The sequence below is a fragment of the Arachidicoccus rhizosphaerae genome, assembly GCF_900107765.1.
Classification (GTDB): domain Bacteria; phylum Bacteroidota; class Bacteroidia; order Chitinophagales; family Chitinophagaceae; genus Arachidicoccus; species Arachidicoccus rhizosphaerae.
In genome coordinates this window covers 1-13,391 of record NZ_FNQY01000005.1, presented here as the reverse complement: position 1 = coordinate 13,391, position 13,391 = coordinate 1, and the positions used below count along the sequence as shown (strand labels likewise).

The following is a 13,391-nucleotide window of genomic DNA, read 5'->3' as shown; positions in this document are numbered from 1 at the left end:
CTCCGCTAAAGCAGGTGACTTTTGCCCCGATAAATGTTTGTTTTTATTCCGTTGGCGCAGCCTTAGGAATTTGCCATTATCTTTGCCCAGTGAGAAAAATTAAACGTGTCTGCATCTGGATTTTAAAGACAGGATTAAAACTGTTTGCCCTGTCCATTATATACCTTGTCGTGTGTAAATGGGTTATGCCGCCTATTACTTTGACACAACTCGGAAGTCTGGTAAGTGGCAATGGACTTAAAAGGGATTATGTCTCATATGATAAAATTAGCGGAAATGCAAAACTTGCTGCCATCGCAGGTGAAGATCAGTTATTTGCAATACATGGCGGTTTTGACTGGCCCGCACTCAAACAAAGTCTGGAAAGTGAAAAAGGAAAGCGTTCCAGGGGTTCCGCTGCCAGTACGATAAGTCAGCAGACTGCTAAAAATGTATTTTTGTGGCAAGGATCAGGAGTGACAAAGTATCTGAGGAAGGCGCCGGAATTTGTGTATACCAAACTAATTGAATGGATTTGGGGTAAAAAGCGGATACTGGAAGTCTATTTAAATGTCATTGAAATGGGTAAAGGAATCTACGGCATCCAGGCTGCGGCGGAAAGTTATTATCAGAAGGATGCAGCCCATCTAAACAGAAATGAGGCTGCTTCCATAATTGCCTGTTTACCTAATCCGAAAAAATATACAGTAAAGCCTAGAAGTAAGTTTGTAAATTTTAAAGCCGGCTGGATTTTAAGGCAGATGCGCAATATCCAGGATAATGAAAAAATAAAAACTTTGACAGTATCTAAATAGTAAATTTTATTTCCTATAATACTTTAATCTATCAATATGAAAGTAGTTGCATTAATCCCCGCTCGCTATAAGGCCTCCCGGTTTCCTGGCAAATTGATGCAGGACCTGGCCGGTAAAACAGTCATCAGGCATACCTATGAAAGAACCCTGGCAACCGGACTCTTTGATCAGGTAATGGTGGCCACCGACAGTGATATTATTTTTAATGAGATAACTTCTCATGGCGGATTAGCTAAAATGACGGCAAGTCATTATGAAAGTGGAAGTGACCGGATAGCTGAAATAGCGAAAGACATGGAAGTGGATATAATCCTGAATGTCCAGGGTGACACTCCTTTTATCAATCAGGAAGTACTGGCAAGACTTGTAGCTGCATTTGAAGATCCGCAGGTGCAGGTAGCCTCTTTAATGCAGCCGTTTGAGGAAGAAGACCAGATGAATAATCCTAATTGCGTTAAAGTCGTAGTGGATAAGAAAAACAACTCTTTACTCTTTAGCAGATCCAGAATTCCTTATCCACGCAATACTGATATAGCCATCACCTGCTATGAACATAAAGGCGTATATGCTTTTAGAAAAGAGGCTTTGATTCAATTTACCAAATGGGAAATGACTGCTCTGGAACTTGCGGAGAAAATTGAATGTTTAAGATATTTGGAAAACGGAGTACCCCTCAGAATGGTACAAGTTTCAAAAATGGGAGTAGAAATTGATACTCCGGATGATTTGGAAAGAGCCAGGAAATTAATGAAAAGCTAATGCCTGGTAGTTAAAATTGCAGGTTTTATTAAACATTGGTTATATTTCGGTGTCATAGTTATGCAAGTTGGTATTGTACTTGCATAACAATTATTAGTAATTACCTAAAATCATATTATGAAAAAGTATTTTCCATCACTATTAATTCTCTTTACAGCGGGAATATTTGCATTTGGTTGCAATACAACCGCTTATGCGCAGGAGGATTATGGTAATTATGATAATGGCTATGATAATAACTATAACAATGGCAATGATAATAGTTATGATAACAGCTATGATTATAATGACGACAACTATGATCAATATAGCAATGATGGCAGCAACGCACAAATTAGCTTTAACGATTTTTATACACAATTAGCTCCTTACGGCCGCTGGGTTTCTGATCCGAATTACGGTCGTGTGTGGATTGCTAATGTTCAAGGCTTTCAACCTTATTCTACTAACGGGTATTGGACTTATACTAATTATGGCTGGACCTGGGTGTCTAACTATAACTGGGGATGGGCGCCATTCCATTATGGTCGTTGGGGGTATAATAATATGTATGGCTGGTATTGGGTTCCTGGTTATCAGTGGGGACCAGCCTGGGTGGGCTGGAGCTCAACATCAGATATGTATGGCTGGGCACCGTTAGCTCCGGGTACCAGTATAGGATTGAGCTTTTCTGTTGGATCGATTCCTATTAATTTCTGGACTTTTATGCCCAGAAGATATTTAGGGTATCATAATATTCATAATTATTATATACCCAGAAGCAGGTATAATACTATTATCAGACGCTCCAATATTATTTCTAATTACAGAGGTTCCGGACATGACCGTTATGCAATGGGACCACAGGCAAGGGATGTATCCAGAAGCACGGGAAGAGCCGTCAGAACAACCAGAGTGGTGAGTACCAATAACTCCAGAAGTGCAGGGTTAAGAAATAATGAGCTGCATGTTTACCGGCCGGCTGTCAGAGAAGGCTCTAGAACGACAAGTCCAGGTGTCAATCAGGGCAATAACCGTACGAATACGCAAAGAGGTACCACGCCATCCAGATCGAATACAAACAGAACAAATGGCGCTACCAGGTCCACTGCACCGGTGCGCAGTAATACAAACACCCAAAGGTCAACGCCGACAAGGACGCAGCCTTCAACCAGCACTCAGCAGCGTGTTCAACAACAAAGAGCTGCTCAGCAGAGAAGTCAGCAGCAACAAAGAGCCACTCAGCAACGCGCTGCTGAACAAAGGGCTACGCAACAAAGAGCTGAACAACAGCAGAGGGCACAACAGCAGCAGCGTGCCCAGCAACAGCAACGTGCAGAGCAACAGCAACGCGCAGAGCAACAAAGAGCAACACAGCAGCGTGCTCAAGAGCAAAGAGCCACTCAGCAGCGTGCAGCTGCACAGCAAAGAGCGCAACGAGCTACCCAAAGAGCGCAACAACAACAGGCCCAAAGAGCACAGCGTACGGAACAAAGAGTAGAAAGAGTACAACAAAGAAGTAATTCTTCTTCCAGCAGTTCCAGAAGAGCCACCAGAGGCAGATAGTTTACAATCAGTAACTTTATAAAAAGAAGATATGGCTGTACATTTAATTGTATAGCCATATTGCATTTATATACAAGTTGAGATAAGGAATGGAAATAAGCCGGGAAGAGGCATGGAATTGCCAGTTTTTTGTACATTTGAATCAAGGGATATTGTTCTCTTAGTCATTAAGTACAATTCATATATGAGATTTTCTACAATTTTGTTGGCATCATTTTTTTCGATATTCGCCCTGAAAGGTTTTGCGCAGCAACGACCCAACGTATTGATTCTTTATACGGATGATTTAGGGTATGGAGACCTGAGCAGTTATGGGGCTAGGGCGATTGCAACGCCTAATATTGACTGGCTGGCACAAAACGGCAGACAATTTACGGATGCGCATTGTACTGCTTCTACCTGTACACCCTCCAGGTTTTCTATTCTTTCAGGCCGGTATGCCTGGCGTAAAAAAGGAACAAACATTTTACCCGGGAATGCCAATCTGATTATTCCGACTGATATTACGACCTTGCCAAAAGTTTTTCAAAGAGCCGGTTATATGACTGGGGTGGTGGGTAAATGGCATCTGGGCCTGGGTGATCATTTTCCGATCGACTGGAATCAGGAAGTTAATCCTGGCCCCAGAGAAGTCGGATTTGACTATTCTTTCATTTTCCCAGCTACGGCAGACAGAACGCCTACGGTTTTTATGGAGAATCAAAAAGTTGTAGGCCTTGACAGCGCAGATCCTATTAAGGTGGATTATCAAAAACAATTTCCTGAAGAGTTGACGGGGAAGCAACACCCGGAAATGCTCAAAATTCATAGTGATCCCCGTCAGGGACATGATGGTCATATAACCAATGGTATCGGACGTATTGGTTTTATGTCAGGAGGCAAGCGGGCGACATGGACAGATGAAGAATTGGGAGGTACTTTCAATACAAAATCAATTGATTTTATTGATCGAAGTTTAAAAGACGGAAAACCCTTCTTTCTTTATTATGCCATTCAAAATATCCATGTTCCCAGAATGCCGGCAACTGTTTTTAAGGGGAAAAGCAAGTTAGGGTATAGAGGGGATGTTATTTTGGAAATGGATCATAGCGTAGGTGTGATTTTAGCGGCTTTAAAACAAAGAGGTATTCTGGACAATACAATAATTATTTTTTCCAGCGATAACGGGCCCGTGTTAAATGATGGTTATCTGGATCAGGCTGAGCAAACTGCCCATGCTGAAAATTATAAACCGACTGGTCCTTTCAGGGGTGGAAAATATAGTGCATTGGAAGGCGGGACCCGTGTTCCTTTTATTGTTTACTGGAAGGGGCAAGTTAAAGCGGTAAAGACGGATGCTTTGTTTAGCCAGATGGACCTGATGGCCAGCTTTGCTTCTCTGCTGGGTGAAAAACTCCCTGCTTCAGAATTTACAGATAGCAAAAATAACCTGGAAACTTTACTGGGGAAAACCGACAAAGGCAGATCAGAGGTGGTGGAGCAGGCTGCCAATATGACTTTAGGTATCGTTAGTGATGGCTGGAAATATATTGAACCTCATAGTGGACCAGCCGTTTTAAGTAATGTAAATATTGAATCCGGAAATAGTGAAAAACCCCAGTTATACCATATCTCAGAAGATAAAGCTGAGTTAGAAAATCTGGCCGCTAAATATCCGAATAAGGTAAAACAGTTGCAAAAGCGACTGGAGGAAATCAGAAAAGAGCTGGAGTAAAGAATTCTGTTTTATCAAATAATGTAAAAAGACTTTTTGCTGAAGTGCAATTAAACTGCAGCAAAAAGTCTTTTTTTATGCTCTGTTTAAGCGCCAAAAAAATCCTTTTGTATTGATTTTATATGAAAATTTCCTGATTACGATACTTATTTTCCCGTTTCGATAAATAAACACCCCTTCTGTAGTGGACCTTTGCAGCCGAAATAACATTATATGAGCTGGGGGAGAATTGGAAAGTGGATTTTTGCAGTTGGCTTTTTATATGGATTGTCAGCAGTTGCTGCTGCTAAAGGCCAAGGTATTGGAAAGTCGGATACATTTCATGTGGAAAAAGGGACAGACAGCAGTAAAGTATCAGAATTACAACAAGTTGTAGTGATAGGTATGTTTGAGCCGGGAGGTTTGCAAAAATCACTTTACAGAATTCGTGTGATTGATAAGAAGGCGATTGAAAGAAGGCATGGTACCGATTTGCTGGATGTTCTCAGAACAATGACCGGCGTACGGATGTCGACGGATCAGACCCTGGGTGAAACAGATATTTCGTTGCTAGGTATGGCCGGGGAGAATATAAAAATATTGCTGGACGGTGTTCCATTATTAGATAGAGGAGCTACCAGAAACAGTTTGAGTCAGATAGATTTACATAGCATTGAACGGATTGAAATCGTAGAGGGACCGTTATCTGTCATGTACGGCGCTGACGCGCTGGCCGGTGTAATCAATATAATTACAAAATCAACAAGCCTTACCATCAGTCAAGTAAAAGAGCCGAAATTAGGCCATTTTGGCGCAGAGATCAATTTACTGGAACAGACGGCTGGGAATGAATATCAGCCATTCGATAAGGATGGTGTACATAATGGAAATCTTGGATTAAACTGGCGTAAAGGAAAGATATTTGCAGATGCTTCTTTGACCAGAAATAATTTTGGTGGCTGGACTGCTGAGGAAAACAAAGGTTCCAGAACCAAGGATTGGTTACCTAAAGAGCAGTGGCTGGCAGGAGCCAGGGTTGGTTTTCAGGATAAGAAATGGAGCGGATGGTATAGATTTCAATATCTCCAGGAAGATATCTGGTCGCTTGGAGCCGAAAATCCGAATACCCTGCAGGCTACTGATAAAGAGTATCTGACGGACAGATCCACGCATCAGATGAATCTTAACTGGACGCCCGAGAAAAGCTGGCGCTTTAATATGGATGGCTCTTATCAACTTTATAGCCGTAGAACAAGAACCACGACTTATAATACTGAAACTGGAGTAAGGAATTTAATTCCGGATCCCGATTTACAGGAAAAATCGGATTTTAACAGCGGGTTTATAAGACTCACAGGCCATCACAAATTCAATGAAAAGCTGGAAGGCTTAATTGGCCTTGAACTAACCCATGAGAAAGGGAGCGGACCAAGAATTGAAGGCGAACCGACCATTGATAATTATTCTTTGTTTGTGTCAGGAGATTATAAGCCTTTCAGCTGGTTAGCAGTCCGGCCAGGTCTTCGCTTTAGCAAAAATTCCATCTATGATGCTCCGCCGGTCATTCCGGCCTTAAACGCAAAAATTAATTTAGGGCATGACCTCGCGTTAAGACTGTCTTATGCACGCGGTTTCAGAGCCCCTGCGCTTAGAGAATTATATTTTTGGTTCTTTGATGCCAACCATTCCATCAAAGGAAATGAAAATTTAAAGGCAGAATATGCGCATGCCTATAGCGCTTCTGTTAGCTGGCTGCATTTACCGGCTTCCGGTTTACAGGCAAGTGCGGATTGGAATTTCTTCTATAATGATTATAGAAACAGGATAGAAATGGCCTTAGATCCCAGTTTGGGAACGAATGTCTATTCTTATATAAATCTGGCGAAATATAAGACATTAGGTACCTCTCTCAATGCCCAGCTGCAGTCCGGAGGATTTCACGCAGGTTTAGGATTTGCTTATGTGGCTAAATATAATACCTATTACGCTGATCAGACTTATGCCAGTTCAAATTTACCTGAATTTGTCTGGTCCCCTGAGCTGAGCGCAGATCTTAGTTATGTGTTTACTAAATCTCAGCTCGAGCTAGGGCTGCAATATAAATTCACAGGAGCGCTGTCTCAATATGAAATAGATGAGATAGATGGGGAGCAGCGCCCCTTTTTAGCAAAAACAGGCTCTTTTAACTGGCTGGATTTTAGTGCCAGTGTTCCGGTTATTAAAGCATTGAAGTTAAGTGCCGGTGTTAAGAATATATTCAATGTTACCAATTTGAATAATACCAGTATGGGCGGGGAAGTGGCACATAGTACCGGAGGTCCGCTGCCGCTGAGCTACGGAAGAAGTTATTTTATCGGAATTAATTGGCGCTGGCCGTAAATGCGGTTTATATAAAATATGTAATAACAATTTTAATTATTTAAATCAATAGAAATGCAGAGTTTTCGTTTTCAATTTAAAGCATTTAAACAAATAATGCTGTTAGTGAGTGTCGTTGCTTTTTCATTAACTGCCTGCAAAAAGGATGATCCTCCTGTGGCAGCCAACCAGGTTCAGTTTGAATCAAGTAAAGTGGGTTTCAGTGCAGATGAATCTTCGCTGGAAGTACACCTGAATTTTTCCAGAGCGGCAGATGCAGCAGGTACTATTGAAGTTCAATTGGGTGAGAATGGTGTGACATACGGCACTCAATATGAAACCGATCCGGTTGCTTCCAACGGTGTTTTGCAAGTTCCTTATGAACAAGGTGCACAGGAAGCCGTATTTAAGGTTACCAAGGCAGCAGGAGTCACTCTTGACGGGGATGAATTTTTGAGTTTCGTTATCGGTTCCGTCAGTAGTTCGGTTGTTGTTGGGATGACAGATTCCCTGAATGTTGTATTTTCTGCAATTGTTTCAGAGGGAAGCAGTATGAAGATCAATGGTGGTGAAGGTGGCAGCGCAGCTGAAAATGTGGTATTTGTAGATTTAAGCGCCAATAAGCAAACTGCAGTTAACCGCATCAAATGGGATCTGGGTTTTTATAGCGGGGATGACTTTAGAGTAATCCTAAATAATACGCTGCCTGAAGCAATGGCCGTGGCGATCAATAAGACGGATTTAACCCAGGTTACTGCAGCGGATACTGCCGGCATCGTATTAACCAGTACTTATACATCAGGTGATTTGGCAAAAGTGGATGATTTTAGCGGTGATTTATCAAAAACCGTGATTGGTGCCATTTCTTCTGACGCTTCAGCCAATAAAGTATATATTCTCAATAGAGGCGAAGCTGCTGCACATTCTGACGGAAACAGAGACTGGATGAAAATCAGAATTATCCAAAAAGATGGCGGTTACCAGTTGCAATATGCAAAAATCGCGGACGCAACATTTAAGACTGTTGATATTACCAAAGATGATTCACATACTTTCTCTTATGTCAGCCTGGATAATGGTAGTTTAGTGGATGTGATGCCGGCCGGTAAAAAGTGGGATTTTCAATGGGGTGTAGGTTCTTATTATACCAGCACCGGTAGTAGTTCCATTTATTATCCATTCTCTGATCTTGTGTTTATTAATAATTATGACGGTGTGCAGGCTGCTGAAGTCAAGACGGCAGATGTTAAGTATGACGCCTTCGCTGCCAAGGATCTGACTGGTCTGAGCTTTAGTGGAGAAAGAGATGCCATTGGTTCAAATTGGCGTGCAACTACCGGGACTGCCATTGGAGTATATACAGATAGATTCTTTATTATCAAAGATCCGATCGGCAATTACTATAAACTGAGATTCAACAACTTTATCAGTCAGGATGGCGGAACCAGAGGTTATCCGAACATTGAATATGCGCTTGTAAAAGCAGCTGAATAAGAAGTACAATTTTAAATAAATAAAGCAATAATCATCAATCTATAAATTTTTAATTATGGGAATTTCTAAAAAAATTCTGCCGCTGTTAATGGCAGTGCCAATGGGGATTAGCCTTGGTCATGCTCAGTCTGCACTGGATAAATCTTCTATCGATAAGTTATGTGGCTGCTTTGCGGTAACCTTTAACTATGCCGAGACTTTTACCAACGACACGAACAATACATTCAAATCACATCCAAGGGATAATCGCCCGGTTACGGAATATGAATTGCCAATAATAAAAACACCCAAAAAAGTGGTGATTCAGCATATTCTTGTTGTACCAGGCGGAACAATTATCAAGCATTGGCGTGAAGACTGGGATTTTGAAAAAAATGTTCGCTGGGAGTATGTAAAAGATCAAACCTGGAAAAAAGTAAAAGTCTCTCCCAAAGATGTTAAGGATACCTGGACGCAATCTGTTTGGGAAGTGACTGACGCACCTCGTTATATGGGTGCCGGGAAATGGGTTAATTTGAACGATCAGACCTTTTGGCTGAATACAACGGATGCTCCTTTACCCAGAAGAGAATATACAACCAGAAAGGACTATAATGTAATGAACAGGACAAACCGTCTTGTGGTTTCTGATCAGGGGTATATCCATGAACAGGACAATAAGAAAATTATCAGAAAAGATAATACTTCTGATAGTACTCTTGCTGAGGAAAAAGGCTATAATGATTATGTAAGACTCCCAGATGGTGAATGTGATGCAGCAAAGACCTTCTGGAGCGGCTATAAGGCTGATTTTTGGGCTGATGTACGTGGTAACTGGGATGAGATCCTTGACAAAGCAGATTTTGTTCAGTTAAAAGGAAAGGTGGATGGCAAGCGTCTTTATGAATCATTAGATGATTTGGAAAATGCGCAAACCAAAGCTGAACCAAAGGACAGGAAGGCCGCAATCAGACGGCTAATGGATAAATATGTAGTGATTCTGGATACATTATAAATGGATTGGAGTAAACAATCCATAGAATGAAAATATCTGAATTCTTGACCCGTCCGTATTGATTATAACCAATCAATAGGGATGGGTCTTTTTAATTTTCTATAGTCAATTATAATTTTAGATGGACATATGTTGAAGGCCTGCCAATAGCTGCATGTTATTTTCTTAATACTAGAGGCCCCACACGTGTGGGGCCTCTAGTATTAAGAAAATAATGAAATTGGCTTGAAATTAAGGTGGTGTCTCCTTTCCTTGATTAATCCTGTTTTTCCGGACGCATCTGGGGAAATAGGAGCACATCCTGTATGCTTACCTGATTGGTCAGCATCATAACCAGTCTGTCAATACCGATACCGATACCGCTGGTTGGCGGCATGCCGTATTCCAGTGCTCTTAAAAAGTCCTGATCTATAAACATGGCTTCGTCATCGCCTCTTTCCATGAGTTTAGACTGCTCTTCAAATCTCTCTCTTTGATCTACCGGGTCGTTAAGTTCGCTATAAGCATTGGCCACTTCTTTACCGTTGATCATTAGTTCAAATCTTTCCACCAGACCTGCCTTGCTACGATGCTTTTTGGTAAGTGGCGACATTTCAACAGGGTAATCGATAATAAAGGTCGGTTGTGTGTAGGTATGTTCAGATGTTTCACCAAATATCTCATCAATCAACTTTCCTTTACCGATATTTGGAGCTACTTCGATTTTTAATTCCTTACATACTTCTCTTAGACCCGCTTCATCCATATTACTGATGTCGATGCCGGTATTTTCTTTAATGGCATCAAATATGGAAATTCTTTTAAAGGGTGCTTTAAAGCTGATTATTTTATCTCCTAACGGAACTTCAGTGGTGCCATGAACTGCAATGGCGAGTTTTTCCATTAGCTGTTCAGTGATTTCCATCATCCAGATATAGTCTTTATAGGCAGTATACCATTCCAATACTGTGAACTCCGGATTGTGTGTCCGGTCCATTCCCTCATTTCTGAAATTTCTGCTAAACTCATATACCCAGTCAAAACCTCCTACAATCAGTCTTTTCAGATATAACTCGTTCGCTATACGCAGATAGAAGGGGACATCCAGGGCATTGTGATGCGTGATAAAAGGCCTTGCAGCCGCTCCGCCAGGAATGGCTTGCAATACCGGTGTGTCGACCTCTAATGCGCCTTGTGCGTTTAGGTATTCACGGATGGTATTGATGATTTTGGTCCTTTTAATAAAAGTATCTTTTACGTCCGGGTTGATCACCAGGTCCGCATAACGCTGACGGTATCTGAACTCTGGGTCGGATACGGCGTCAAAAACATGACCTGATTCATCTCTTTTAACTACTGGCAAGGGTTTTAAGGATTTTGCCAGTAAAGTGATTTCTTTTGCGTGAATGGAGGTTTCCCCAGTCTTTGTAATAAAAACAAAGCCCTTAACACCCAGAAAATCACCCAGGTCGAGTCCTTTTATGACAAGGGTCCAGAATGTTTTATCTTCCTCAGGGCAGATTTCATCTCTTTTGACATATAACTGAATGATTCCCTTGCTGTCCTGGATTTTTATAAAGAATACTTTGCCTTTATCATTGATGCTCATGACTCTTCCTGCCAGGGTGACATCTGCAAAGTCGTCTTTATTTTCTTCGGTAAAACCGGACTTGATGTCCTCGGAATAATGCGTTACGGGGTATAACGGAGCTGGATAAGCCTGGATGCCTGCCGCTTCCAGTGCTTTTAGTTTGTCTCTCCGGATTATTTCTTGTTCTGAAAGATTCTGACTCATAGGGCGCAAAGATAGTAAGGAATTCGTGAATTTGCAGAAGGGTTCTTATTTTTCAGTAATTCAGAGTGAATTATTTACTTTTTCCGGTTTAAGACAGGATTTTCGATATCAGGCATAGTTTGGCCACCTCAGTAGGCTGAGTCTTAATTTTTGGTGCAGATTGGCTTGGTTTTGTTTTTGTGTTAGGGGTTAATAAATTGTTTTTCAGTAAGGTTTAACGGCTTATCCTCCTGCCCCAAACTCATTCCAGCCGGATTTGACACTTAGCACGTCCCGCATATAGTTTTTCGGCATCCAGAAGCGTCACAGTTATTACGGACATTAGCATTGTCCACAACAGCTGAACCGTTGCTCTTCCGTCTTTTGCTAAAAATGCAGATACCACTTTTGATTTTATAGCCAGCTGTGTAATAATGTGAGCTATCTGAAGCAGGATATAGTATTTATGCAGGTTAATGATGCTATTTCGGACAAACTTATGCTCCATGTTAAAGCCATTATTCTTCTGGATATTAAACCCCTCGTTCTCTATTTTCCAGCGTACTCTTCCGCATTCTACCCTCGCAATGACAGCTTTTTCCAGCTTATCATTATCTACAGCAGAGTCCTTGATTTCAAGGTTTGTTATATAGGCAAACTTAGTGAACTCCGTGGCTTCCTGCTTTGGATCATAAACAGGTATTAAGCCTTCCATATAATTAAATTGATGATCCTGATGGGTGAGCCCATCTACCCAGCAAAAACTAGCGTCGCCATAGATAACATTTTTACCTTTCGGGTTGACGACTACCGGGTAGCTAAAAACCTTCTTTTCCTTAGAACTCTTGTCTATTATCTGCTCATCAAGTTTTTTTAAATTACCATCCTTCCGTGTAATTATATACTTCCAGCCATATTGCTCGCAGATGTCCATTACAGGGCCATTGGCATACAGCCCGTCTAAATGAATGCAAATTGGAAGACGCGGAAAATCCTCATGTATGCGGGCCGCCAGCCGCTTAAAGGCTTTGCCCTCACAGTCCTGTTTGTCAAATTCTTCATTGTTATCGTTGTTGAGCATTTCACTGGCTACAGATAATACCATATTGTCGTTTGTAAGGAGTTTGGCCTCCAACACATAAGCATAATAAGTAGTGGTGTCGTTTTTTGTTCTATAATAAGCGTTGTCCACGGGTGCATTCTTATAACTGCACACACCAGTTCCATCAAAGATAATGTGGTGATACCCATCCTTGGCCCTACACACTTTCTTCCTGATCAATTGCTTAATAAGGAGCTTGCGAGCATTGGAAAGGTCATCGGTGCTAACAGAACCAATGGCGTTGTTTACGGTGTCAAAATGAGCCCAGGTCAAACCAGGGAACTGAAGCTCAAAATTCTCTTTAAAATACTTACCATAGCATGCCAGACCATTCATTTTATTACGACTACCACCGTGTATCTGAAACATGTAGACGCACTGCATCAATAAATTTGGGAGGCTATAAGTACAGCACCCTTCTATGCGACTATCTTTTACATCACCAAACAATTGCTTGGGTGAACCAACAAAATGGGAGTGTATTTTGTCGAGCTGGTATACCAGATCCGTAGAACAGAAATCCTGAAAATTCTCCTAAGCAAAAAAAGGGCTAAATCGCGGAAAATATTTTTTATTTTATTAAATATTAGTTGTTTATAATTAATATATATTGTATATTTGTATTAGTTCTTAACGCAAAAAAAAGCCCGTCTCAGGAACGGGCTGTCAACTCGAAGTTGATAAAAGTAAAAAGTTATGGAGAATATTGAGGTATCGCCTGGGCGATACTGTGCTCATTATATAGTATTTTATTTTAATACAGGATTTTAGCTTGCTGCGCTGCCAACACAAATCCTACCCTACAAAGAAACTATAATTAAATTAGTGCGAAAAATATTTTTTGTCATTCTCTGGAAGCTCCGTCAACAGTAAAAAGAAATTCTACTCTGAATTACTGT

General features: G+C 41.2%; 9 protein-coding genes. 7 read left to right on the top strand and 2 right to left on the bottom strand.

Going from position 1 to position 13,391, the window contains the following annotated elements:
• Positions 1 to 89 precede the first annotated feature (89 nt).
• The 7 genes from mtgA (at position 90) to BLU80_RS05630 (ending at position 9,637) form a co-directional block, all read left to right on the top strand.
• Positions 90 to 794 (top strand): monofunctional biosynthetic peptidoglycan transglycosylase, encoded by a 705-nt coding sequence (gene mtgA / locus BLU80_RS05660; RefSeq protein ID WP_091395360.1) that lies wholly within the window; start codon positions 90 to 92, stop codon positions 792 to 794.
• 36 nt (positions 795 to 830) lie between these two features.
• Positions 831 to 1,553 carry a 3-deoxy-manno-octulosonate cytidylyltransferase gene (kdsB, locus tag BLU80_RS05655; RefSeq protein ID WP_091394818.1) on the top strand — a complete coding sequence of 241 codons (723 nt, stop codon included), beginning with the start codon at positions 831 to 833 and terminating at the stop codon, positions 1,551 to 1,553.
• Between the two features lie 117 nt (positions 1,554 to 1,670).
• A complete protein-coding gene (locus BLU80_RS05650) occupies positions 1,671 to 3,098 on the top strand; it encodes a DUF6600 domain-containing protein (RefSeq protein ID WP_091394817.1) in 1,428 nt (475 codons plus the stop codon).
• A gap of 184 nt (positions 3,099 to 3,282) precedes the next feature.
• Complete coding sequence (locus BLU80_RS05645; protein ID WP_091394814.1) at positions 3,283 to 4,812, top strand: sulfatase family protein; 1,530 nt, start codon at positions 3,283 to 3,285, stop codon at positions 4,810 to 4,812.
• A 213-nt stretch (positions 4,813 to 5,025) separates the two neighbouring features.
• Positions 5,026 to 7,170 (top strand): TonB-dependent receptor plug domain-containing protein, encoded by a 2,145-nt coding sequence (locus tag BLU80_RS05640; RefSeq protein ID WP_091394812.1) that lies wholly within the window; start codon positions 5,026 to 5,028, stop codon positions 7,168 to 7,170.
• A 54-nt stretch (positions 7,171 to 7,224) separates the two neighbouring features.
• On the top strand, positions 7,225 to 8,643 hold the full coding sequence (locus BLU80_RS05635; protein ID WP_211481763.1) for an HmuY family protein: 1,419 nt from the start codon (positions 7,225 to 7,227) through the stop codon (positions 8,641 to 8,643).
• 55 nt (positions 8,644 to 8,698) lie between these two features.
• Positions 8,699 to 9,637, top strand: a complete 939-nt coding sequence (locus BLU80_RS05630) for a DUF6607 family protein (protein ID WP_091394809.1) — start codon at positions 8,699 to 8,701, stop codon at positions 9,635 to 9,637.
• A gap of 256 nt (positions 9,638 to 9,893) precedes the next feature.
• Here the strand turns inward: BLU80_RS05630 and lysS are convergent, their stop codons facing one another.
• Both lysS and BLU80_RS05620 read right to left on the bottom strand, forming a co-directional pair.
• Positions 9,894 to 11,411: a lysine--tRNA ligase gene (gene lysS / locus BLU80_RS05625; protein ID WP_091394807.1), complete on the bottom strand. Its 1,518-nt coding sequence runs from the start codon at positions 11,409 to 11,411 to the stop codon at positions 9,894 to 9,896.
• A gap of 241 nt (positions 11,412 to 11,652) precedes the next feature.
• Complete coding sequence (locus tag BLU80_RS05620; protein ID WP_091394804.1) at positions 11,653 to 12,861, bottom strand: hypothetical protein; 1,209 nt, start codon at positions 12,859 to 12,861, stop codon at positions 11,653 to 11,655.
• Between the last annotated feature and the right edge of the window lie 530 nt (positions 12,862 to 13,391).

What these genes read in the sequence shown, in the direction of transcription:
- kdsB (WP_091394818.1), top strand. Translation starts at nt 831, where the DNA reads ATGAAAGTAGTTGCATTAATCCCCGCTCGCTATAAGGCCTCCCGGTTT.
- BLU80_RS05650 (WP_091394817.1), top strand. Translation starts at nt 1,671, where the DNA reads ATGAAAAAGTATTTTCCATCACTATTAATTCTCTTTACAGCGGGAATA.
- BLU80_RS05645 (WP_091394814.1), top strand. Translation starts at nt 3,283, where the DNA reads ATGAGATTTTCTACAATTTTGTTGGCATCATTTTTTTCGATATTCGCC.
- BLU80_RS05640 (WP_091394812.1), top strand. Translation starts at nt 5,026, where the DNA reads ATGAGCTGGGGGAGAATTGGAAAGTGGATTTTTGCAGTTGGCTTTTTA.
- BLU80_RS05635 (WP_211481763.1), top strand. Translation starts at nt 7,225, where the DNA reads ATGCAGAGTTTTCGTTTTCAATTTAAAGCATTTAAACAAATAATGCTG.
- BLU80_RS05630 (WP_091394809.1), top strand. Translation starts at nt 8,699, where the DNA reads ATGGGAATTTCTAAAAAAATTCTGCCGCTGTTAATGGCAGTGCCAATG.
- lysS (WP_091394807.1), bottom strand. Translation starts at nt 11,411, where the DNA reads ATGAGTCAGAATCTTTCAGAACAAGAAATAATCCGGAGAGACAAACTA.
- BLU80_RS05620 (WP_091394804.1), bottom strand. Translation starts at nt 12,861, where the DNA reads ATGTTTCAGATACACGGTGGTAGTCGTAATAAAATGAATGGTCTGGCA.